We start from the raw sequence: 25,154 nt of genomic DNA on the forward strand, positions 1-25,154 counted from the left end.
TTAAAAATGAAAATTAAAAATATAGCATATATCGCATTCATTTCAGGGACGGTCATTTCCTGCAAAGTTCAGAAGTATGAACAACCTGATGTGAAGATGCCTGAAGCTTTTAGAAGCGACAGTGTTGTTGTAGAGCAAAACGAAAATATAGCCAAGATCAGTTACAAGGATTTTTTCAAGGATCCGGTTTTGGTTGGTTTGATTGATAAGGCGATGGTACAGAATAATGATCTGCAGGTGGCGTTAAAGCAGATCGAATTTGCCTCATTGGCCTATACTCAAAGCAAGTGGGGAAATGTACCTACCATCAATGCTTCTGCAAACGGAAATATCAACCGTCCTTCGGATAATAGTATGAACGGGATGATGGCAGGACAATTTATGGGTAAAAGGTATATGGAAGATTATACCGCAGCACTCAATTTTTCATGGGAAGCAGATATCTGGGGGAAAATTAAAGGAAGAAAGGAACAGGCATTAGCTGAATATCTTAAAACCCAGGAAGCTGCAAAAGCGGTAAAAACACAAGTGGTAGCAGCTGTGGTACAGGGGTATTATAACCTGTTGATGCTGGATACTCAATTAGAAATTACAAAATCTAACCTAACCTATGCTGATAATACATTGAAATTTTTGGTGAAACAGCAGGAACTGGGGTTAACAAATGCCTTAGCGGTACAACAACAGGAAATTGTAAAAGATCAGATCCTAAAATCTATTCCCGCGATTGAAAGCTCTGTTGCAACACAGGAAAATGCTTTGAGTCTGCTGACCGGATCTATGCCTGGTAAGATTGAAAGGAGTGCCAGCCTGAATACCGTTCAGTCTCCGGACCATATTTCAGCAGGGGTTCCTTTAGAATTGCTAAGCTACAGACCGGATGTGAAAACTGCAGAGCTTGAGGTAAGAAAAAGTGCAGCCGCCATTCATGTTGCAAAAGTGAATATGTATCCGTCATTGAATATTACGGCTCAGGGTGGGGTGAATGCATTTCAGATTAGTAAATGGTTTAGCGTTCCCGGTTCTCTTTTCGGAATGGTGGCCGGAGCAATTGCCCAACCTATATTAAATGGAAAACAGCTGAAGACTCAGTACGAGCAATCCAAGGTAATGGCTGATCAGGCTGAAATAGGCTTTAAGCAGTCTGTCTTAAAAGCTGTAGGAGAAGTTTCCGATGCTTTAGTGCAAATTCAAAAGCTGGAAGAACAGCAGAAAATTGCTGAAGGATTGGTTGTAAAGTCTAATGATGCTGTAAAGAAAGCTGATTTGTTATTCAAGTACAACTCAGCGACATACGTGGAGGTGATCATGGCTCAAAGCAATAAGCTTCAGATTGAATTGGAACTGGCTTCTTTGAAAGCTCAGCGATTGAATGCCATAACAGCTCTTTATCGTTCTGTAGGGGGCGGATGGCAATAAAGTAAAATTAAACCTGCTTCGTCTGTAAGGATGCAGCAGGTTTTTAATCCATAATCATTATGAAGAATACAAATATACAAGAGGGGATCATTTTAATTCCGGACTTCAGCGGATTTACCGAGTTTGTGTTCAATACAAAATTGTATACAGGAGAATATATTGTAAGACAACTACTTTCTACGCTGATCGACATGAATGATCAGTATTTTGAAATCTCAGAAATTGAAGGAGATGCTATTTTATTTTATCGCTACGATGAAAATCCATCGTTCCAGAGTATTTCAAAGATGCTTTTGAAAATGAGAAATGCATTCAACAAAAAAATAAAGGAACTGAGTAAAAGCTTAAGTACAACAATAGATTTGTCTCTGAAATTTATTGTTCATTATGGTGCATTTTCACAGTATAATATTGGGAATTTCAGAAAATTATATGGGAAACCAATTGTGGAAGCTCATCAGCTTTTGAAAAATGGTTGGGCAGAACAGCCGTCCTATGCATTATTCAGTAATTCCTTTTTGGAAAGCAGCAAAAGTCAGGAGCCTGATTTTAATAAAGATAAGCTTCATTTGCCGGAAGTAGGTATTATCCAATATTTTGAAAGTTTAAACTAGCATATTTTTTAATTTTTAATCCTTGTAAATTTGCTATTGCTAGCGGCCCGGGTGAGATCCGGGCTTTTTTATGGGTAAAATGAAAAGAAATATGTTAAAGTTTGACCAATGAAAATTATTGTTCTTATTGATTTTTTGTCTATGTTTTTGATATAGCAGTGTTTGGTTGTTTATTTTATCTTAATAATTGTTATTTCTTTGATTTATTCCTAAATATAAAATTTGTAAATTGTTAAAGATTAGATATTTATTTCAATTTTTTGCATTTTTCGATGTAACAAATGTGAGGGTATAGTGGTCTTATAGATAAACTAAAATCTCTCATGAAAGTAATATTATTTCCTATCGCAGTATTAACGGGTTCTCTGGCATTGGCTCAAACTCAGGCTGTGAAGGATACAGTAAAGGCTGAGGCAAAAGAAATAGAAGCTGTTACGCTGGTTGCCAGAAAACCTACGGTAGAGTCTAAAGTAGACCGAACTGTCTTTAATGTGGCCAACAGTGCCATTGTAGCCGGAAATACAACATGGGATGTCCTGAGAATGACTCCTCTGGTAAGCATTGATAACAGCGATGCTATAAAGGCGGAAGGACAGTCGGTAACGGTGTATATTAATGACAGAAAATCAGTTTTTACAGGAAAAGAACTAAAGGAATATCTTAAAACTATTCCCGCAGATAATCTATTGAAGATTGAAGTGATCACTAGCCCGTCTTCACGATATGAAGCTACTGGTTCCGTTATTAATATTGTTTTGAAGAAACGTGATGATGAAGGACTAAAAGGAAGTATTTCACTAAGTAACAGGCAAAGTACGAAAAATACACAGTATTCTAACTTTAACCTGAATTATCATAAGAAGAAATTTACTCAGACTCTGATTGGAAGTTATGCCCATAACAATTACGTACAAAAAGGCTCCAGTAACCTTGTGTTTTATGCAGACAATACTTTGAACAGAGATTTAAGCTATGAAACCATTTCAAAAAGTGAAACCCCATCACTTTCCTCAACTTCTGAATTTGCATTGAATGATAAAAATAATATAGGGCTTGTTCTTGAATATAATCAGAGCAGAAACTTGTCATGGTCCAATACTGACGGAAGAGAGTATGATTATGATAAAAAAGACTTTGTAAATTATCATCAGGATCAAACGGCTAACGGTTTTTATCGTAACCTGGGTACCAATGCTTTTTATAAGTATTATGATAAGGAGAAAAACAGAATTCTGGATGTAAATCTGGGGACCAATTATTCCGGAAATGATAATAATGATCTCATCAATAAAACAATAATGAACGATCCTAAGGTTAAAGAAATAGGATCCATAAACAATGCCCAGATGCGTAATTATTACCTGAAAGTGGATTATACCCAACCTTTAGGGAAATCTTGGGGAACTTTTGAAGTAGGAGCAAAAACAGAATTCAACAACCATGTTATTCCTAATAACCTTTATGGATACAGTCTTGGAACTTCTGAGTATGCAGGGCTTTCTACAGGGGACAAGTTCCATTATGAAGATAATATCACTTCTGTATATGCTAATTATAGTAAAACATTTTTCAAGAAGTTGGAAACCAGAATTGGACTTCGATATGAATATATTGATTTTAAGACAAGACAAGATGTAGCAGGAACTGAAAGAAAAGATCGCTATGGCACTTTTCTTCCTAATTTATTGCTGAAATACAGCTTCTCAGATAAATATGATTTGAGTCTTACTTACGACCGCAAAATCTGGAGACCCTGGTATTCGGAATTCAATCCTTTTTTAACACCATCCATTGACGGGACGTATTCCAGAGGAAATATGGACTTGAATCCTAACCCTAATGACAGGCTTTACCTGAAGTTTGGAATCCTGAAAAAGTATTTTATTTCTGCAAGATATATGTATACCAATCAGGATTACTGGACCACTTATGCCAGTGAAGGCGTAAGAAATGTGTCTTATCCCGGAAACTTCAATGGAAGAGTTGAGAAATATTACATTTTTGCTAATACCAATCAGAATTTTCTTAAAAATAAGCTGAATCTAAATGTCGGATTTGGATGGTATTATATCGATAATCATGATTTCAATTTGAAGAATGATATTGATGGAAAAGCTTATATTAATTATTGGGGTGGTTCTGCCAACCTTTCTTATACCAACCTTTTCAATAAGAACATCAATCTGAGCGCGTGGATGGAAATTTCCAATCAAAACAATGGAAATACCCAGGCTAATAACACCAACGTATTCCATAATATCTCCATCACTAAAATATTTCCTAAAACGCAAATGGAGGCCAGTATACAGTTGATGAATATTTTCAAACGACCTTATTCTGATGATATCACTTACAATCAGGGAGGGACAGTAAGAAGATATGAATTATGGGACTGGTACGGAGTGAATATTACCTTTGTAAAGCGTTTCGGAAACCAGAAAGTAAAAGAAAACACCAAAACAGATGTAGAGAAAAATGCTGGGGGAGCGAAATAGAATAAATATTAGATAAATTAAATATAAAAGCAGGTTTCAATCTGAAACCTGCTTTACAAACATTTCTACAAATTAATTTCCGTCTTCATTCTATCCACTTCTTGTTTAGATTATTTCAACGTAAACTTCACTTTTGTTTTAATGGCATCTGAAGAATTTCCGATTAATGCCTCAAAATCTCCAGATTCTGCAACCCAATCGTGTTTACCGGCATCAAAATAACTTAATGCGGTCTTATCAATTGTAAAAGTCACTTCCTTTTGTTCACCCGGGTTTAAATATACTTTTTCGAAACCTTTTAATTCCTTTGCAGGACGGGGAACGGATGATTTTAGATCGCTGATGTATAGTTGAGCAACTTCAGCACCGGCTTTCTTTCCTGTATTTTTAACCGTCACTGTGAAGGTGATGGTATCATTTTGTGACAATGTTGTTTTATTCGCTTTTGCTTTACCAAATTCAAAGGTTGTATAGCTCAATCCGTGCCCGAAGCTGAAAAGCGGTTTAATGTTTTTGGTATCATGCCAACGGTATCCTACAAAAACACCTTCATTATAAGTAATATTGATGGGGTTTTTCTGATCTTTTCCTTTTCCGGCAGCCAATTCTTCTTTATTTCCAGGATATTCTCCAAGTTGATGCGCAGAGTTGTCTTCAAGTTTTACCGGAAATGTAAACGGAAGCTTTCCTGATGGATTGGCATCTCCTGCTAAAATAGAAGCGATGGAATTTCCTGCTTCAGAACCAAGGTACCACGATTGTAAAACAGTGGGAACTTCTTTGATCCAAGGCATGGCTACCGCATTTCCTGAGACTAAAACTACCGCAAGGTTCTTATTTGCTTTTGCAAGAGCTGCAATAACGTTGTCCTGATTGTAAGGTAGCCCATAGCTTTTTCTGTCATTCCCTTCGCTGTCCTGAAAGTCTGCCTTATTTAATCCTCCAACAAAAATTACATAGTCAGATTTTTTTGCTAACTCTACAGCTTCGTTCAGTAGCTCAGTTTCAGAACGGGTATCTTTTAGATCCTGTCCGGATTTTACCCCATTATATTCTCCGCCAATATCTCCTACATAACCTCTTGCATATTGTACATCATTTTGCTTTCCGAATCTGGACTTAATCCCGTCTAAAGGAAGCGTTTCATATTTTACCTTTAATGATGATGAACCACCACCTACAGTCATTATTTTAATGGCATTTTCTCCAATAACGGCAATTTTTTTAGCCTTGTTGAGGTCTATAGGAAGTACATTTCCTTGATTTTTAAGCAAAACAATTCCTTCTTCTCCAATTTCCTTTGCTACTGCCTTATGTTCTTCAGAAGCAACATTTCCGAAAGGTTTGTTTCTGTTCATTGTGGTTTTGTAGGCAAGACGGAGTAGTCGGGTTACTTTATCATCCAGCTCAGTAGTTCCTACTTTTCCTGCTTTAATTAAATCGAGATAGGGTTTTGCCAGATAATAATTATCGTAGGCATTTTTTGTTCCGGCAGAAAGACCGTTTGTCCAGCTTCCGAATTCAAGATCCAGTCCGTTATGAATGGCTTGTTCTGTATTGTTTACAGCACCCCAGTCAGAAACTACTACTCCTTTATAATTCCATTCTTTTTTTAAGATATCATTCAAAAGATATTGGTTCTGGCTGGCATATTGCCCTTTATAAAGATCATAGGCTCCCATGATCGTCCAGGAATCCCCCTCAGTTACAGCTGCTTTGAAAGGCGGAAGATAAATTTCATAAAGCGTTCTGTCATCCACATTTACATTGCTGGTATGGCGGAACATTTCCTGATTATTTAATGCAAAATGCTTTACAGATGTTGCTACCCCGTTAGATTGTACCCCTTTGATGTAAGGAACTACCATTTTTGAGGTTAAATAAGGATCCTCACCCATGTATTCAAAGTTTCTTCCGTTTAAAGGAGTTCTGTAGATGTTAACTCCAGGTCCTAAAAGAATGTCTTTTTTTCTATAACGGGCTTCTTCTCCTAATGCCTTACCATAGTTCCATGACATGTTCTTATTCCATGTAGCAGATAGAGCGGTTAGGGCAGGGTAGGCGATAATAGAGTCATTGGTCCATCCTGCTTGGTCCCATTCGTCCCACATTACTTCAGGGCGTACCCCATGAGGTCCGTCTGTAGTCCAGAATTCAGGAATTCCTAATCTTGGTACCCCTGGTGAACTGAACTTTGATTGTGCATGAAGCATAGCCACTTTTTCTTCCAGCGTCATTCTGGAAAGGGCATCTTGGATACGTTGTTCTACCGGTTTAGATTCATCTAAATAAACGGGTAAAGTAGTGTTCTGGGCCATATAAGAAACAGAAATAAAGGTGAATAAACTTACAATGGCGGTTTTCTTTAACATATTGCCTTTTTATTGGATTAAAGCAAAAATAAAGAAAATTTTTATATTATCTCAAATTGAGAAAATAAATTTTTTACCATAAAAAAACTGCCTACAGATTTGTTGACAGTTTGCTTTTATTAAAAGTGAAGAAATAAGAGGAGTGAATTTAGATTCAGCAGAATGTACAAAGTATGATATACAGAGGCGAAATTTGAAATGATCAACTTAAAAAATCACCATTACTTTTCAATATTCAAGTTTTTTATTCTAAAACTCTAAAACTCTAAAACTCTAAAACTCTAAAACTCTCAGACCCTCAAACTTTAATTCCATCCTTTTACGGCGCCTCCTTTAAAAATTTCTTTAGCTTTCTTTTCTACTTCATCAGACTGAAAGGCTTTTACAAAGGTTTTTACTTTTTGGCTGTTTTTATTATCCTGTCTTGTTACAATGAGATTTACATAGGGAGAATCTTTATCCTCTTTAAAGATTCCCTCCTTTTCAGAATCCAGACCGGCTTGGGCTGCGAAATTGTTATTGATAATACCCACTACAACATCTCTGTCCTCCAAAACTCTTGGAATTTGTGCGCCTTCAATTTCCATGATTTTCAATTGCTTTGGATTTTCTGTAATATCAGTAACCTTTGGAAGCAATCCGATGCCGTTTTTTAATTTCAGTAAACCATTTTTCTGCAATAGAAGTAGTGAACGTCCGCCATTGGTAGGATCGTTGGGAATAACAATGGTACTTTCATTCTGCAATTGGCTGATATTTTGAATTTTTTTGGAATAGGCAACAATAGGATAAACAAATGTATTGCCTACAACAGCAAGATGATATCCTCTTTGCTTGGACTGCTCAGTCAAATAGGGAAGATGTTGGAAGGCATTGGCATCAATATCACCATTGGTTAAGGCTTCATTGGGAACTACATAATCATTGAAAGGAATAAGTTCCACTTCAAGGTTATACTTTTCCTTGGCCACTTTTTTAGCAACTTCAGCCACTTCCTGCTCCGGTCCGTAGGTAATTCCCACTCTAATAAAGTTGGGGTCATCCTTTTTCCCCGAACAGGCACTAAAAAGAAACGCTCCAGCTGCTAATAATCCTATGATTTTTATTTTTTTCATTCTGATTTTTTATTTTAAAGGTAAAAGTGCTAAAAGTAAATTGGTAAATGAGTAGAATTTATTTTATTTACATTCAGGATCTCAAAATTCTTCTCACAAGAATTCTTAAACTCTAATACTCTCCGACACTCAAACTTATCTATGGTCAAACTTTTTAGATAATCTGTCTCCCATAAACTGGATGATAAATACCAAAAGAACAAGTAATATCAAGACCGTGTTCATTATCACAATGTCATAACCAATATAACCGTACTGATATCCTACCTGTCCCAATCCGCCGGCTCCTACAGCCCCACCCATTGCAGAATAGCCTACCAATGTAATTAAAGTGATGGTGGCATTATTAATTAATGATGGAAGCGCTTCCGGCAGCAATACCTTTTTGATAATCTGAAATGGTGAAGCACCCAAGGCTCTGGCTGTTTCTATCAGGCCATGAGGAACCTCAATAAGGCTGTTTTCTACCAATCTTGCAATAAAAGGAGCCGCTCCCACACTTAATGGAACCAATGCCGCATTTACCCCAATGGAAGTTCCTGCCAAAATCCTTGTAAAAGGAATCATCCATACGATTAAGATAATGAATGGAATGGCACGAAAAATATTAACCAAAATGGATAAAGCCCTGTGATAGGCTACATTTTCCAGCAGTTGTCCTTTTCTTGTTAGAAACAACAGAATTCCCACCGGAAGACCTAAAACAAAACCAAAAAAACCGGACACAAATGTCATATAAACCGTTTCCCAGGTTCCTTTTGCCAAAAGGGCAATTACCGTATCACTAAGCATATCCTTTTACTGTATTTTGAATTTTATTTTGATTAAAATAATAGATGGCTTGCTGGTTTTTCTCAGCTTCTCCCTGAAGTTGCAGCAATAGTTTTCCAAAATTGGAGTTTCCAAAATATTCTACATCCGCTTTCAAAAGTTTGTAAGGGATTTTGTATTCATTATATAAGGTTGAAAGAAGTTGTTCAACACTTATGTTTTCGTTAAGTTCTATTTCGACCAGCGGAAATAAACCATCCTTTGGCTCTTTCTGCAGTCTGTTACTGAGTTCCTGTGGCAGGGTCATGATGTCTGAATTTATAAATTGTTGGATCACCGGATTTTTTCTATCCGAAATGATCTCACTTAAAGTTCCTTTTGCTAATAATTTTCCTTGGTCTATAACGGCAACGTGATTACAAACAGCCTTTATAACATCCATTTCATGGGTAATCAGAAGGATGGTAATGCCCAGCCTTTTATTAATATCCCTTAACAATTGTAAAATAGATTGTGTAGTCACCGGGTCAAGTGCACTCGTTGCTTCGTCGCAGAGTAAAAGGTGAGGATCGTTGGCTAATGCTCTTGCAATCGCTACTCTTTGCTTTTGACCTCCCGAAAGGCTTCTGGGATAATCATGAGCCTTATCTTCAAGACCTACGATTTTCAGTAATTCATTAACCTTTTTATTAATTTGATCCTTGCTGAGACGATCCAGTTCCAAAGGAAGGGCTACATTATCAAAAACAGTTCTTGAAGAAAGAAGATTAAAGTGCTGGAAGATCATTCCTATTTTTTTACGTTCCTCAGCCAATTGTTTGGAACTTAATTGGGTAAAGTCTCTTCCATTAATAATTACCTGTCCTTCATCTGGTCTTTCCAATAAGTTTACGGTACGGATCAGGGTACTTTTTCCTGCACCGGAAAACCCGATAATTCCTACGATATCTCCCTTATCTATAGTAAGACTCACCTGATCCAGTGCCTTGAAGGACTGTTTTTTCTGGTGGAATGTTTTTGATATGTTTCTGATTTCTATCATTCTGATGTTTATCTTTTTAAATAGGCTGATATCGCTTGCCTGCTCTGTTAAATAATCTTTTAACTCTTCTGATTTTGACCTTTGACCGTTTTGAAAGTTTGAAATACTTAGTGACATTAGTCAGAAGTACTCCCAGCAATATGACTGCCAAACCATAGAACTGGCCGCCATTTATGCTCTGGTTGGTCACAATCCATCCAGCAATAACTGTAACAATAGGGTTAATGTAGGTATGGGTGCTTACCAAGGCAGCGGGCTTCACGGACAAGAGCCAAATGTACGACAAATAAGCGACTATAGATCCAAAGAAGATCAAAAACAGAACACCCGACCATGCCGATAATGGGATTGCAGAGACCGAAAAACCAGCCCATTCCTTTCTAAATAAGGCAATAAGAAAAGATGCTGCTCCTGCTACAATAAGTTGTTGTGCAATATTCATAAATGTAGATTGTGAAGCAGGATTTTTCTTAGAATATAAAGATCCTAAAACCCATGCAATAGAACTGAGTGCCAATACCACAAACGCTGTGATACGAATTGGACCGTTGGCTACGGCATGTGCTGCACTTGAATTCACACTTCCTTTTAAGAATAGAATTAGCCCTACAAATCCAATAGCCAGTCCAATCGGAATGAACTTATCTGAAAAATAATATTTCCAGTTTTTTCTGTCGATGGCAATAAACCAAAACGGACCTGTTGCTATAGAAATAGCCGCCTCCGAAGCGGTGACATATTGCTCACCCCAAGCCACAAGGCCTGTTCCTCCGGTAAGGATAAGGACCCCGGTGATTGCGTTTTTCTTCCAGTTAATGAGCGAGTTTGGCCTTTCTCCTTTGGATAGGAGATACCCCATCATCAAAATTCCTGCTACCAGAAATCTCAGCCCCGAAAGAATAAATGGCGGAAAACCTTTTAAGCCAAATGAAATAGCTAAAAACGTAATTCCCCATATTACATAGATGTTTGTAAATGCCAGTGGTATCAGCCATCTGTTTTTAGAATTGCTCATTTTGTAATTTTTTAATGTGTAAATTGTTGAAATGAAAAAGGCCCTACACGTGGTAGAGCCTTTAAAAATATGTCATATAAAAGTAAGGTCATCCACGAAGTTCTTTATGTATAGGCATACAAGTACACATCATCATTATTTTGATGGTATGTTTCTTTATTGTATTATTCTTAGTATTTGGTTTCATTTTTTTTGTTTTCCCTAAATTCTGTTGCAAATATAAAACATATATTTTTATTAGTCTATTAAAATTATAGACTTTTTATTATTTTTTTTATTTAATAGGTTTAATTATCAGTATTTCAATTATTTATATGCGTTTTAATTTTTATTAATATTCAAAAAATTAGCTTAGAATTAAATTTAATACAATATTTTTATGATGATTAAATTTAAATATTGAGGTTTTTATACAAAACAGATTGCAATTATTAATGAAATAAGTGCCATAAAACTCCTGTATTATGTGAAATGCGATTGTAAGTCTTCAAATTGTAGGTCCTCATCCTACCACGAAGTTTGCAGAGTCAAAAAAAATCCCGATTTTTGCAGTCTTTCAATAATCCCGAGTTCATGAAATTATGTATTGCCGAAAAACCCAGTGTTGCCAGAGATATCGCTAAAGTATTAGGGGCTACCACATCCAAGCAGGGCTATATGGAGGGAAACGGATACTGTGTGACATGGACATTTGGACATCTCTGTACCCTTAAAGAACCTCATGACTATGGTCCCCAGTACAAATCCTGGAACCTGTTTTTGCTTCCTATTATTCCCAGCAGCTTTGGAATAAAGCTGATCCCGAATAAAGGTGTTGAAAATCAGTTTAAAGTGATTGAAAGGCTAGTCGAAGAATGTGATGAGGTCATCAACTGCGGGGATGCCGGGCAGGAGGGAGAGCTTATCCAGCGTTGGGTTTTGCAAAAGGCAAAATGCAATAAGCCTATTCAGCGCCTATGGATTTCCTCATTAACGGAAGAGGCGATCAAAGAAGGTTTTGCAAGTTTAAAGCCTGCAGAAGATTATAAGAACCTTTATCTGGCAGGAAATGCAAGAGCAATAGGAGATTGGCTATTGGGAATTAATGCAACAAGGCTTTTTACAAAGAAATTTGGAGGAAATAAAGCCGTTCTTTCCATTGGAAGGGTACAAACCCCAACCTTGGCAATGTTGGTGCAGCGTCAGAAAGAAATTGATGCCTTTACCACAGAAGAATATTGGGAACTTAAAACGAAATACCGTGACGTTATTTTCAATGCTGCTATTGACAGGCTGAAAACATTGGAACGGGCAGAAAAAGGACTGGAATATCTTAAAGAAAATATTTTTGAGATTGTTTCCTTTGAAATTAAAGAAGGAAAAGAGAAAAATCCTAGACTTTTTGACTTAACGGGACTTCAGGTAGAGGCCAACAAAAAATACGGATATTCGGCAGAAAACACGTTGAATTATATCCAAAGTCTTTACGAAAAAAAGCACGTAACCTATCCACGTGTTGATACCACTTACTTATCAGAAAGCCTTTATCCGAAGATTGAGGGGATTCTTAGAAAAATGAATTTCTATCAGGACCTGATTTCTCCATTACTGGCAGCACCAATTCCTAAATCAAAAGCAGTTTTTGATGATGCAAAAGTGACCGATCACCATGCTATTATCCCAACAGAAGTTCCACCCTCTCAAAACCTGAGCAGAGAAGAAAAACTGATCTACGATTTGATTGCTAAGCGTTTTATTTCTGTGTTTTATCCGGAATGTAAGATTTCCAATACATTGGTAGAAGCCAAGGTAGGAATCATTCCTTTTAAAACAAGCGGTAAGCAGATCCTGGAACCGGGATGGAGAGCCGTTTATGCGAAAGAACCTAAAGAAGAGCCTACCGATAAGGAAAAAGATAAAGAAGAAGAACAGACTATTCCTGAATTCATTGTAGGGGAGTCAGGACCACACGATCCGATGATTCACCAGGGAAAAACTTCACCACCAAAGCCTTATACGGAAGCAACACTGCTTAGAGCAATGGAAACCGCTGGAAAACAGGTAGAAGATGAGGAACTGCGTGAATTATTAAAGAATAACGGTATCGGAAGACCATCTACCCGTGCAAACATCATTGAAACCCTTTTCAAAAGAAAGTATATCGAAAAGAAAAGGAAAAATCTGATTGCTACCCAAACGGGAATTCAATTGATTGATACCATTGAAGATGAACTTTTAAAAAGTCCGGAATTAACGGGTGAATGGGAATCAAAACTTCGTAAAATTGAAAAAGGTGAATATGAAGCCAATCTTTTTAAGGAAGAACTGATCCAGATGGTGACAGAGCTTACCAAGAAAGTAGTGGATGGCAAGGGTAAAGTAATTACCCTGCAGGAAGAAGAAAAAGAAGTGGTTAAGGAAAAGAAAAAAAGGGAACCGGCTCAGAAAAAAGAACTTCAGACCTGGGAAGAAATGAAATGTCCGAAATGTAAGGAACACAATCTGATCAAGGGTAAAACAGCTGTTGGATGCTCAGATTTCAAAAATTGTGGGTTTAAAATTACCTTTGATATTTTCGGAAAAAAACTTTCAGATAAACAACTCTTGGATCTTGTTTTAAAGGGGAAAACTTCAAAGTTAAAAGGCTTTAGTACGCATTCTGAAGGATTGACAGAGGGAATTCTTACTTTAACAGACGATTTTCAGGTTGGACTTTCTTAAATCGTCTGAGTTATAAAAATCTGCATGATCTGTCTGTCTACAGAGACTACATTTATTATACAAAAATAATTTATATAAATATCAGAAAACCCGCCAACTATGGCGGGTTTAATAGAATCATATTGAGATGATATGGTATTAGAATTTGAAAGTGGCTGCAACAGACCAGGTTCTTCCGAAACCTAGGAATCCTGTATTTCCATCAGCAACACCCTGATACACTCTACCAGCTTCCTGATACGTTTTTCCTGCATCCGGACCATTGGCAATTTTATCACCTGCAAAAATATTGGAGCTTAATTCAGAAATATAATATTTATTGAATAAGTTGTATACATTAGCGCGTAACGTTAAAGACTTCTTCTGATCAATGATGAATTTGTACGTAGCCCCTACATCAAATAAATGATAGCTTGGTAATTTTACCACTCCTTTCTCTCTTGCTGCTTCAGTAAGGAAGTTGATAGGGTTGAACTGTGCATATAACTTGTCATAATATTCCCAGTTGGCATCAATACTGAAAGCTTTGGTAATATTATAGTCAGCCCCGATGCTTGCTGTTGTTTGCGCAGCGTCTCCAACTTTAAGATCCTTGATGTTGATCATTCCTGTTGCGCCTGCTACCTCCTGATTGTTTTGTACATCAATGATGTTGAAGTTTGCATTTCCTTTGTACTTCCAGTTACCTAATGATAACATTCCTCTAAGCCTAAGGTTAGCAAAAGGTCTTGCCTTCGTTTCCAATTCAATTCCCTGGTGAACTTGTCCAACATTCAGGGCATTGTAGAAATAAGCGTTTCCGAGCTTTAATTGAGAGAAGTTGGCAACATCTGCAGCACCTGCATTGAATGTTCTTGAAATGAATCTGTCATCCCATTGCGTTCTGTACGCATTGATATTAACATCGATATAACGCGATTTGAAACCATAGCCTAATTCTATAGAGAAGATTCTTTCATTCTTTGCGTCGTTGTATATGTTTTGATTGGATGGGAATAAGGCATTGAATAATGGCTGTCTTGAAATAACTCCTGTATTGAAAAATACGTTATGATGCTGATCTATGTTATAGTTGGCACCTCCTTTTACAATATAACCCGTTTTGTGATACCATTTTGTTTCCTGATTTCCGGGAGTATACAGCATATAATCTTTTCTCTTGTAGTACTGTTCAGAAACTGACCCCTGAATAGATGCACTTAGCTTCTCAGAGCTATATTCAACCATTCCATATACACCAGCCCATTTTACCAAACCTTCGTTGTAGATTGAGATCTTCTGAGCATTATTTAGCTTTGAAAGCGGTTCCGGTTTTACTGTTTGGTTAATATAATATCCTTTTGGAGCATTCGCTGTATTAGGAACAAATAAGGCATCTGATCCCAACATATCGGTAACAATGTCATAAAGGGATCCCTTGTAAGTTTTAAGGTCAAGACCTCCGTTAAAGGTCCAGTTATTTTTTTTGTAATTAAGATCTGCAATTACACCATACCAGTCATGAGAATTAATACTCTGCTTTCTTACAATACCGCTGGTTCCGTTTAATGTACTTACATATCGTCCGTTATAATCAGCTGGAGAACCTGCAGGAGCTGTAAAAGTTTCTTTCTGGAAATTATTTCCATTATAATCTGTTACCAGACCTCCTTGGTTATAACGGTAAATCATATCCCAGTTGATGGTACCATCTCCAGCAGGACCGTAATTCATAAAGTTCATGGTTTGTCCGCCGGCATTTTTAATGGAACCGTTAAGTCCGGTACCACCTCCGCCACGTCCCCAAGAACCATACACTACGGTAGATAATTTCAAGGCATCATTAATATTCCAGTCCCAGTTAAGAGATGCAATCGGCTTATGGTAGAAGTTAGGTGCTAAATTGAATTGAGAACCATTCAGCATTCCTGTTTGTGGATTGTACCTTCTTCCGTACGTTTCAAACTGTTGTAGCGTTGCCACATTGGCTCCCGTTGCAGAAGATCTTCTCGTGTCGTGTACCTGTGGTGCTCCGGTTGCAATTAAATTGAATGCATGTTTTTCATTCGGCTTAAATCCAGTAGAGAAAAACCAAGAGTACCCTTCTCCTTTCGTTCCGTTGATGTAACCATCACCTTGCCAACGAGAAAGCAATACCGTTGTTGCCCATTTATTTTTTAAACCCGAAGAGTACATTGCTGATAATCTGGAATAGTTATCATTACCCACTTCTCCCTTTATCATTGCTTTTTGCTCAGAATCGGTAGCCTTGGTTACAATATTGATGGTTCCTCCCACAGATGGAACTACAAATTTAGAAGCTCCCAGACCTCTTTGAATCTGAATAGTACTTGCAATGTCTGCTAATCCGGTCCAGTTAGACCAGTAAACAGTACCTCCTTGCATATCGTTAACAGGTTGCCCGTTGATGATTACCGCAATGTTGGCGCCATCAAAGCCTCTCATGTTAATTCTACTGTCTCCAAATCCACCACCTACTTTGGTAACGTATACAGATGGGGTAGACTTCATAATTTCAGGAAATTCTCTATTCCCTAATTTCTCCTGAATTTCAGCTGCCTTAATAGTAGAAACTGCAACAGGTGTCTTTCTTTCTTTGGCTGTTTGGGAAAGGTTTCTACCCACCAACATCACCTCATCAATAGATTTGGATTTTTCTAAAGAATCCTTTGTACTCTGGCCGTAATATAATGCGGCAGTAGGTAATACAAGCGCTATAAGTAGTCGCTTTTTAAAAATAATGCTCATGAAATAAACTAGCGTGTTTGATTTTAAGGCTGCAAAGATGGATATTTATTTCTTAATAGCGTATTAAATCTTCATTAAGGGATTTCATGAAGAATGCGAACCGGCATTGTTACTTATTTTTTAAATTATGTTAAATTATTTCAAATTTATCATTTACAGTTTGTTACATGAAAGAAATAAGATCGGCAAGAATTGTTTAGAATAAATGATAAATGAGTTAATTATATTTTTTCTATTTAAAAATTAGCTCCATTTCACCACCAATTTTGCAGGTTTATTTGAAAAATTAAGATTCTTGAATGAAAAAATGTACTTATCTAAACAACTTTTCATACCAGCCATTGATATCTGCTTTAATATCTTCATGATATTTGCATAAAATTTGTGCCAGTTCCAGTTCTGACCTTTCGGATTTATAGGTATTTAGGGTAAGAAATCCAAAAAAATTTCCATCTTGGTCAATAATAACCGGGGGATAGGATGCATAGCTGTTCCAGGGAGAATAGGTACTGTATGAACTTCCATAATTTCCATAGGTATTCCATATCGATTTTGAACTGTATACATTTCCATAGTCACTATACCTGTTCCAAATCGAGTTTTTATCAAAAGTATCACAGTTTAAACATCCAAGATATTGATCCTGATTTGTACTCCATACAAATGCAGGGTCTGTGCCTGAAAGATAGAACAGATCAGAAAGCTTACAATCGTGACAACTTTTTTTAAGTTCATAGAGGATTCCTTTAATTTATTTTAAATTTCTTCGGAGATTTTCCGGTGATCTGAGTGAATTTTCTGTAAAAATATTCCAAAGTATTGAATCCGGATTCAAAGCATATATTTTTAATACCAATTTCCGGATTGGTGATCAGTAGCTGTTTAGCATGTTCTATCCTGAGTTGAATGATATATTCTACCGGGGTACAGTTGTAAGAATGTTTAAATTTTTTGAACAGATTTGCTTCACTCATGCCTGCTATTAGTGCCAGTTTTTTTATAGTTATCGGTTCCCTGTAATTTTGTTTGATAAAGTAAACCACTTCCTGAAGGCCATTCTGCATATGCTCTGCTTTATGGGTATGCAGCAGGATCTGTTTTGCATTGGTTTTCATCAGTTCATAAATCAGCTCTTTAAGACTTAGACTCAACAAAAAATCCGATGTTCCGTACATGCTGTTGTCTATTCTTCTGTTATAAAGATTCGTAAGACTTCTCCATAAAGACTCATCAGAGCTTACAAATTTTTTTACGGCATTCTCTTTCATCATAATACCTGTTCTGTCCCAATCAGGATGCCAGTTCTCGATAACTTCGGAAAAAACACTATCAATATATTCTTGCTCTATATTTAATACCAGACATTTTGTAGGCTCGCGGAAAGCTGGATGAATGTCTATACTCAGTTCTTTATTACAAGGGGGAATGAATACACTTCTTTCGTTAAACTCAAAAGTTTCTTCCTCACTCCGAATAATCTTATTGCCACTCAGCATAAGAGTGATGACAGGCTTTTCAAAAAAGAAAGGGAAATCATGGCATACTACATTCGTTTCGAATACATTCAATTCTCCGAAAGGAATACTGAAAACAGTTCTTTCTTCGATCTTTTCCATTATAGCATAGAGTTTAGGTTAAAAAATATAGAGAATAAGCAAATGATTTATATCATGTTTTTGTCATTTTCGAGCTATGTAAAATACAAAATAATTTAGAACAATGGAAAATACATCATTCGTAGAAAAATCCCATACTGTAGATACTGCTTTTTTATCATTAAACCCATCTACTTTAGAGGTTATTGGTAAAGTAACCAATACTTCAGTTGAAGAAATAGAGGCTAAAATTGAAAAAGCAAAAAAAGCCCAAAAGCTATGGTCAGCAAGACCGGATGAAGAAAGAAAAGAGATTTTATTAAAAGTAGCAGAAGCTCTGCAAAACAATTCAAAATATCTGGCAGAATGGATTACACGAGAGCAGGGGAAACCTCTTAGTGGTCCAGGAGCCAACTTTGAAATGCAAGCCTGTGTAGGCTGGACTCAGGTTCCGGCATCCCTTGATTTACCTGAAGAAATTGTTTTTGAAGATGAAACCCGAAAAGATATTTTATATAGAAATCCAATTGGAATTGTTGCTGCAATAGCCCCTTGGAACTGGCCATTGATGATTGCGATCTGGCAGATTATTCCCTCCCTCAGAATGGGAAATGCGGTTATTATAAAACCTTCAGAATACACAACGTTTTGCAGTCTGGAGATGATAAAAGTAATCAATACCGTACTTCCTGAAGATATTTTGCAGGTGGTTACAGGCAGAGGTGAAGTAGGGGCTTATCTTACGGGACATCCGGAAATTGGTAAAATTATGTTTACAGGCTCTATTGCTACAGGGAAAAAAGTCATTGAAGCTTCCGTTAAAAATATGGCACGCCTGACACTAGAGTGTGGTGGTAATGATGCCGGGATTATTGTACCAGAACTTGATGTGGTAAAACATGTGGAGAATCTTTTCTGGGGTGCTTTTTTGAATATGGGCCAGACCTGTGCCTGCTTAAAAAGACTGTACGTACATGAGGACGATTACGAAAAAGTAATGAATGCTCTGGCTGAGTATTCTTCTCATATTCCGATGGGGAATGGAGCCGAGGAAACCAATGTTTTGGGACCGATACAGAATAAAATGCAGTATGATAAAATTCAGGATCTCATCCGTGATTCTGAAAATATTGGTGCAGACTTTAGATACAAAGGGCAAAAACCAGATCTGGAAGGATATTTTATTCCGATAACCCTTGTTGGAAATGTGGATAATGGAGATAGAATTGTAGATGAAGAGCAATTTGGGCCGGTTCTGCCTATCATTAAATACAAAACCTTGGAAGAAGCCATCATCAAAGCCAATGATTCGGAAAACGGATTGGGAGCATCGGTATGGAGCGATGATCCTGAGCAGGCTCAGAAAGTTGCCGAACAACTGGAAGCGGGAACCGTTTGGATCAATCAGCATGGTGCCATTCACCCTTTTGTACCATTTGGAGGAGCAAAACAGTCCGGTTACGGCGTAGAATTCGGAATTGAAGGGTTGAAAGCCGTAACAGTTCCTAAAGTGATCAGTATCAAAAAGTAACAAATCAAATTAAAACTCATGAAATACGATTTTATAGTTGTCGGATCCGGTTCGGCAGGCGCTGTAGTAGCCAATAGATTAAGTGAAAATGAAAATATAAATGTACTACTGCTAGAAGCAGGGCCGGATGATCAGGTTTCTGAAGTTCAGGAGCAGTCGGGTTGGCCTGCCCTATGGAATACAGAAAGAGATTGGGCATATCATACCGTTGCTCAGGAAAATGCAGGAGGAAATACCAGATATTGGCCCCGTGGTAAAACATTGGGTGGTTCAAGCTCCATCAACGGAATGATCTACATCAGAGGACATCAGCAGGATTATGACCACTGGGCCTATAATGGATGCGTGGGCTGGGACTGGGAAAGTGTTTTGCCTTATTTTAAAAAATCAGAAACTCACGAAGATGGTGAAGACAACATTCATGGAGGAGAAGGACCTCTTTTTGTAAGCAGGATTAAGCGTCCAAATACAATCTCAATAAGTGCAATTGATGCGTGCAAAGAATTAGGATATCCCTTAACCGATGATTTTAATAAAGACATCTGGGGAGCAGGACTTAATCACCTTAGTGTAGGAAAAGACGGTAAAAGATGCTCTACGGCAAAAGCATTTTTAGATCCTGTGAAATCCCGAACGAATTTGAATATTCAAACAAGTGCTATGGCCCAAAAATTAATTTTTGAGGGCGACCAATGTGTAGGAGTTCAGTACATCAAAAATGGAGAAGTACTGGAAGCAAGAGCAGAGAGAGAAGTCATTGTATCCTGTGGAACCATAGAATCTGCAAAACTTTTGATGATTTCCGGAATTGGGGATAAAGAAGAACTGGAATCGGTAGGAATTTCAGTAATAAAAGACTTGAAAGGAGTTGGTAAAAACCTTCAGGACCATCTTTTGACGAGTGTTATTTTTAAAGCTAAAAAAGAAATTCCTTCTCCGGAAGCCAATTTACTGGAAGCCCAGCTCTTCTGGAAGAGTAAAGAAGAAATGGTTTTCCCTGATCTGCAACCTTTATTTATGGGACTTCCTTACTACAGTCCTGGGTTTGCAGGGCCGGAAAATGCATTCACATTCTGCGCAGGATTTATCAGACCTGCAAGTAAAGGGTATATTAAATTAACATCTTCTGATCCGGCTTCATCACCGGAAATCAATCCGATGTATCTTTCTGAGGAATCTGATCTGGAAGCTCTTTACCGTTGTGTCGAAATCTGTCGTGAAATGGGAAGAACAGAAGCGATGAAAGAGTGGAATGATGGTGAAATCTACCCTGGAGAAGGTAAAACCAAAGAAGAAGTGATCGATTATATCAAAAAATCATGTTCTACTTATCATCACATGACCGGAACCTGTAAAATGGGAATAGACAGCCGTTCAGTTGTTGATCCGAGGTTGAAAGTATATGGTGTGAAAGGACTTCGCGTAGCTGATGCTTCCATTATGCCGGATGTAGTTTCCGGGAATACCAATGCACCCGCAATTATGATTGGTGAAAAAGCGGCTGATATGATCAAGGAAGATCATCATCTGAAAACTTCAAATATACCTGAAAAGTTATCGTTAGTTTGAGAGAGCGTGTAAAAACGCAGATAAAGTGCCGTTTTCACCAGTTGTCAACGGCGCTTTTTGAAATATTTTGCTTAAATTTCTAAATATAATTGAGATAAAAAACCGTAGCGCTTACCTTTGTTTAAAAATAAAATTCATGACCCCAGAGAAAAGAAAACTCGTTACAGACAGCTTCAACCGTTCAGAAACTCTGAAATTCTACAAGGCAGAACTATTAGAAATAGAAACTGATTTCGTGTCCATCAAAATTCCTAAGATGGAAATGATGACCAGAAAGGCGGGAATGTTTAATGGAGCAATGATTGCTTCTCTGGTAGACGTTTCCTCAGGATATGCAGCCGTAAGCCATTATGCAGAGGATTGTTATGTGGTAACTGTAGAGCTAAAGGTAAACTATCTGCGTCCCGCGATGGGAGACGCCCTGGTTTCAAAGTCCTATGTCATCAAAGGGGGAACGAAAATCAGTGTAATAAGAACAGAGATCTATGTTCGGAATGAAAATTCAGATTCGGAGAGCCATGTGGCAACATCATTGGTGACCATGATGAAAATAAGATAACCAAAGAGACTTAGTAAAATATTCTTTAAAATAAAGAATTTTAATGAAATATTTTTATACGAAATGGAATGGCTTTTGCTCCATACACCCCATAACTATTAAAAAAATAAAGAAATGAATTTAATTATCCGATTGTTTGTAACTGCAATAGTTGCCTATCTTTTAACTAAAATTTTACCGGGAGTACATTTTGAAGGATTTTCAACAGCAATTATCTTTGCTATTGTACTTGGAGTTTTAAACATATTTGTAAAACCTATCCTAAGTTTGTTCGGGCTTCCGCTTACCATTATCACATTAGGATTCTTTGCTTTGGTAATTAACGCAGGGATTATTCTGATTGCCGATTATTTCATAGATAGTATGGTAGTAGACGGCTTTTGGTGGGCATTTATCTTTAGTATTCTTCTGTCAATTGTTACCTCTCTGGCGAACTCAATGTTCTCAGATGGAGAGTAATTGATTTGAAAATAAAAATAAAAAGCCCGTTGGTATTGTACTGACGGGCTTTTTTGTTGCAAAACAAGAAAGTTTGAGGAAAGTATAAAATATATTGAAATTTGTGAGACTAGAAGAGGTTAGTTTAAGTACAGATAAATTTACAAGTTTACTTTATGTGCTTTTTTTCAATTTCTCATATCAATTTTCTCCACTTTATTTGTCTTCTTTACTATTTTACCTTACAATATCAACTTTAGTGTTAATTCTTTCGGTAATTTTTATTTTAAATATTAACTTTGGCAATCTTTGAATTTAATAAAAGGAATTGTTGAAATCTGTAGAATTCATAATTCCGCTAAAAAATGAATATCAACATATGAAACTCAAGTACAGTCTGCTGGCTCTGGCAGCTCCGCTTTTAATGAATGCACAACAAGTAATGACGCCTGAAATTCTTTGGACTTTGAAAAAAGTAGGAGTGCAGGCAGTTTCTCCGGATCAGGCTTCTCTTATCTATAAAGTAGGACAAGTAGATCTGAAAACAGAAAAAACAAAAAACGAGAACTACTTTTTGAATGTTCTTAATAATCAGTCTTCCAAAATTGATTTTGGTAAAAAAGCGCTTATTCAGTGGGATAAAAACGGAATCTATGCACAGGAAGGAGATAAAATCTATCTTTCAAAAGATGCCGGAAAAACGTGGACTGAATTCTACACCATTGGTGAAGCTGACAATGTAGTTATTTCTCCTGACGGGAAGAGAATAGCTTTCAGTAAGCAGGTTTTGGTAGAGAAGCTAATGGGTAAGGACAAATACAGTGATACTCCTAAAACTACAGCTCAGGTATATACAGACCTGAACCACAGACACTGGGATTATTTTAATGAAGGAAAATACAACCACGTATTTGTAGTGAATACTTCTGATAAAGTAGATGCAGCTAAAGACCTGTTAGAGGGGAAAACATGGGATTCCCCACAAAGACCTTTCGGAGGTGCTGAGGATTTTATCTGGAGTCCGGATTCTGCACAGCTTTTATATGTTACAAAACCTAAAAGCGGTAAGGAATATGCTACAAGTACCAATACTGATATTTTTGCCTATGATATGGCAACGGGTACCACTAAAAATCTAACGGAAGCTAACAAAGGTTACGACGTTAATCCTAAGTTCAGTCCGGATGGTAAATCATTGATTTGGCAAAGTATGGCCAGAGATGGTTATGAAGCTGACAAAAATGATGTGAAGATTATGGACTGGAAGTCTGGAAAGACTACTAATCTTACGGCAGCTTGGGATGACAGCGTTTCAGGAGATGTGCTTTGGGGAGCAGATTCCAAAACGATCTATTTTACAGCAGCATATAGAGGAACAAAACAGCTTTTCTCATTAGATTCTAAATCTGCAAAAGTACAGCAAATCACAAAAGGTGACTTTGATGTTAATGAGATCTTTACAGATAATAAAACTTCACTTTTAGTAGGACGAACAGATGTAAACCATGCTACGGAACTTTTCTCTGTAAACCTTAAAAATGGAGAAATGAAACAGGTTACCGAAGCCAATAAAGATGCTTATGCTAAGCTGGCTCAAGGAAAATCTGAACTTAAAATGGTAAAAACTTCGGATGGTAAAGAAATGGGAGTATGGTTCCATTATCCACCCAACTTTGATCCGAATAAAAAATATCCAACATTGGTATACTGCCAGGGAGGCCCACAGTCTGCATTAACACAATATTTCAGCGTAAGATGGAATTTTGCCCTAATGACTGCAAACGATTATATCGTAGTGGCTCCAAACAGAAGAGGTATGCCGGGATGGGGTACAAAATGGAATGAGGAGATTTCAAAAGACTGGGGCGGACAACCCATGAGAGACTATCTTGCAGCAACAGATTATGCAAAGACATTACCTTATGTAGACGGAGATAGAGTAGCGGCTGTGGGAGCAAGCTACGGAGGATACAGCGTATTTATGCTAGCCGGAATCCACGAAAACAGATTCAAAACATTCATTGCACATGATGGATTGTTTGATATGAAATCCTGGTATCTGACTACTGAAGAGCTTTGGTTTGCTAATTGGGATATTGGTTCACCATGGGAAAAGCCACAACCAAAAGCTTACACAGAATTTAACCCAAGCAACTTCGTAGAAAAGTGGAATAAGCCTATCATGATTGTTCAGGGAGGAATAGATTTCCGTGTACCTTACGAGCAAGGACAAGAAGCTTTCCAGGCAGCGAAACTAAGAGGATTAAAATCTAAGTTGGTTTACTTCCCGAATGAAAATCACTGGGTACTTCATCCACAAAACGGATTGGTATGGCAAAGAGAATTCTTCGACTGGTTGAAAGAAACTTTATAGGAATTAAATAATAGGTTTTAATTCTAAATATCAATAGAAGCGGGCTTTAGCCCGCTTTTTTATTACAAAAGTTCCAATGGCTTTAGCCAAATCCAAACAGCAATATATTTTGAAATCTGTTTAATCTGCATAATCAACGAGAAATAAAATCAATATATTTGAATATGCAAAATCGTATTTCTTCATTTCCTCCGCATATTGATGATCAGTCTGAAATTTTAATTTTAGGCTCCATTCCCGGAGTGAAATCATTGGAAAAACAACAATATTATGCCCATCCGCAAAACAAATTCTGGAAAATCATCTTAGAGTTACTGAATGAAGAATTTACCGAAGATTATAACAAAAGGCTTGAAATAGTAAAGAAACATCACATTGCCCTTTGGGATGTGATCGATTCCTGTGAGAGAAAAGGAAGCCTGGATTCCGAAATAAAGAATGAAGAAGCCAATCAGATTGCTGAGCTGCTGGAAGAACATCCAAATGTTAAAGCTATTTTTTGTAACGGTGGAAAGTCTTACAAAAATTTACAAAAGCTGCTTGGGAAAAATTATAAACTGCCCATTTTTTTATTGCCTTCTACAAGCCCGCTTCATACGGTCTCTTTTGAAAAGAAACTGGAAGAATGGAAACGGATTCTGGAGTTTCTAGGTTGAAATATTGAGTTGGAGTGTATGGGGTTTGAGAGTTCTAGGGTTTGAGAGTGAGAGGATAAAGCTAGATTTCTACAGAATGACAAATAGGGGTTTTATTCTATTCGCACACTTTGTCATTCCGTAGGAATCTAAATATCGTAT

General features: G+C 37.2%; 17 protein-coding genes. 10 read left to right on the forward strand and 7 right to left on the reverse strand.

Translation table 11 applies throughout. The features are described 5' to 3' along the window. Positions 1-6: 6 nt before the first annotated feature. From SCA31_RS18070 to SCA31_RS18080, 3 genes are all read left to right on the forward strand, one after another. Positions 7-1,419: an efflux transporter outer membrane subunit gene (locus tag SCA31_RS18070; protein ID WP_410698418.1), complete on the forward strand. Its 1,413-nt coding sequence runs from the start codon at positions 7-9 to the stop codon at positions 1,417-1,419. A 59-nt stretch (positions 1,420-1,478) separates the two neighbouring features. Next, positions 1,479-2,033 carry a DUF2652 domain-containing protein gene (locus SCA31_RS18075; RefSeq protein ID WP_410698419.1) on the forward strand — a complete coding sequence of 185 codons (555 nt, stop codon included), beginning with the start codon at positions 1,479-1,481 and terminating at the stop codon, positions 2,031-2,033. A gap of 323 nt (positions 2,034-2,356) precedes the next feature. Further along, on the forward strand, positions 2,357-4,528 hold the full coding sequence (locus SCA31_RS18080; protein ID WP_410698420.1) for an outer membrane beta-barrel protein: 2,172 nt from the start codon (positions 2,357-2,359) through the stop codon (positions 4,526-4,528). A 110-nt stretch (positions 4,529-4,638) separates the two neighbouring features. Here the strand turns inward: SCA31_RS18080 and SCA31_RS18085 are convergent, their stop codons facing one another. The 5 genes from SCA31_RS18085 to SCA31_RS18105 all read right to left on the reverse strand — a co-directional run bounded on the left by SCA31_RS18085 (position 4,639) and on the right by SCA31_RS18105 (position 10,843). Next, positions 4,639-6,900: a glycoside hydrolase family 3 C-terminal domain-containing protein gene (locus SCA31_RS18085; protein ID WP_410698421.1), complete on the reverse strand. Its 2,262-nt coding sequence runs from the start codon at positions 6,898-6,900 to the stop codon at positions 4,639-4,641. A 305-nt stretch (positions 6,901-7,205) separates the two neighbouring features. Beyond that, a complete protein-coding gene (gene metQ, locus SCA31_RS18090) occupies positions 7,206-8,015 on the reverse strand; it encodes a methionine ABC transporter substrate-binding lipoprotein MetQ (RefSeq protein WP_410698422.1) in 810 nt (269 codons plus the stop codon). Between the two features lie 135 nt (positions 8,016-8,150). Then, complete coding sequence (metI, locus tag SCA31_RS18095; RefSeq protein WP_109618410.1) at positions 8,151-8,807, reverse strand: methionine ABC transporter permease MetI; 657 nt, start codon at positions 8,805-8,807, stop codon at positions 8,151-8,153. Then, on the reverse strand, positions 8,800-9,828 hold the full coding sequence (locus SCA31_RS18100) for a methionine ABC transporter ATP-binding protein (RefSeq protein WP_410698423.1): 1,029 nt from the start codon (positions 9,826-9,828) through the stop codon (positions 8,800-8,802). Before SCA31_RS18100 ends, metI begins: the two co-directional genes overlap by 8 nt. A 16-nt stretch (positions 9,829-9,844) precedes the next feature. Beyond that, positions 9,845-10,843, reverse strand: a complete 999-nt coding sequence (locus SCA31_RS18105; protein WP_410698424.1) for an EamA family transporter — start codon at positions 10,841-10,843, stop codon at positions 9,845-9,847. A gap of 573 nt (positions 10,844-11,416) precedes the next feature. On the opposite strand from SCA31_RS18105, the gene SCA31_RS18110 reads away from it, so the two are divergent. Beyond that, positions 11,417-13,543 (forward strand): DNA topoisomerase 3, encoded by a 2,127-nt coding sequence (locus SCA31_RS18110; RefSeq protein WP_410698425.1) that lies wholly within the window; start codon positions 11,417-11,419, stop codon positions 13,541-13,543. Positions 13,544-13,681: 138 nt separating this feature from the next. Here SCA31_RS18110 and SCA31_RS18115 read toward each other — a convergent pair whose 3' ends face one another. Next, a complete protein-coding gene (locus SCA31_RS18115; RefSeq protein ID WP_410698426.1) occupies positions 13,682-16,291 on the reverse strand; it encodes a TonB-dependent receptor in 2,610 nt (869 codons plus the stop codon). A gap of 746 nt (positions 16,292-17,037) precedes the next feature. Continuing rightward, positions 17,038-17,907: a helix-turn-helix domain-containing protein gene (locus SCA31_RS18120; protein ID WP_410698427.1), complete on the reverse strand. Its 870-nt coding sequence runs from the start codon at positions 17,905-17,907 to the stop codon at positions 17,038-17,040. 103 nt (positions 17,908-18,010) lie between these two features. On the opposite strand from SCA31_RS18120, the gene SCA31_RS18125 reads away from it, so the two are divergent. The 6 genes from SCA31_RS18125 (at position 18,011) to SCA31_RS18150 (ending at position 25,013) form a co-directional block, all read left to right on the forward strand. After that, on the forward strand, positions 18,011-19,417 hold the full coding sequence (locus SCA31_RS18125; RefSeq protein WP_410698428.1) for an aldehyde dehydrogenase family protein: 1,407 nt from the start codon (positions 18,011-18,013) through the stop codon (positions 19,415-19,417). Between the two features lie 18 nt (positions 19,418-19,435). Then, entirely contained in the window at positions 19,436-20,986 is a 1,551-nt protein-coding gene (locus SCA31_RS18130; protein WP_410698429.1) for a GMC family oxidoreductase, read from the forward strand. A 136-nt stretch (positions 20,987-21,122) separates the two neighbouring features. Further along, the gene (locus tag SCA31_RS18135; RefSeq protein WP_410698431.1) at positions 21,123-21,545 is read left to right on the forward strand and encodes a PaaI family thioesterase; all 423 of its coding nucleotides are present in this window, start codon (positions 21,123-21,125) and stop codon (positions 21,543-21,545) included. A gap of 114 nt (positions 21,546-21,659) precedes the next feature. Next, positions 21,660-22,004, forward strand: a complete 345-nt coding sequence (locus SCA31_RS18140; RefSeq protein WP_410698432.1) for a phage holin family protein — start codon at positions 21,660-21,662, stop codon at positions 22,002-22,004. A gap of 358 nt (positions 22,005-22,362) precedes the next feature. Beyond that, entirely contained in the window at positions 22,363-24,357 is a 1,995-nt protein-coding gene (locus SCA31_RS18145) for a prolyl oligopeptidase family serine peptidase (protein ID WP_410698433.1), read from the forward strand. Between the two features lie 164 nt (positions 24,358-24,521). Continuing rightward, a complete protein-coding gene (locus SCA31_RS18150) occupies positions 24,522-25,013 on the forward strand; it encodes a DNA-deoxyinosine glycosylase (RefSeq protein WP_410698434.1) in 492 nt (163 codons plus the stop codon). Positions 25,014-25,154: the final 141 nt, after the last annotated feature.

The sequence above is a fragment of the Chryseobacterium sp. SIMBA_028 genome, from assembly GCF_046535285.1.
Classification (GTDB): Bacteria; Bacteroidota; Bacteroidia; order Flavobacteriales; family Weeksellaceae; genus Chryseobacterium.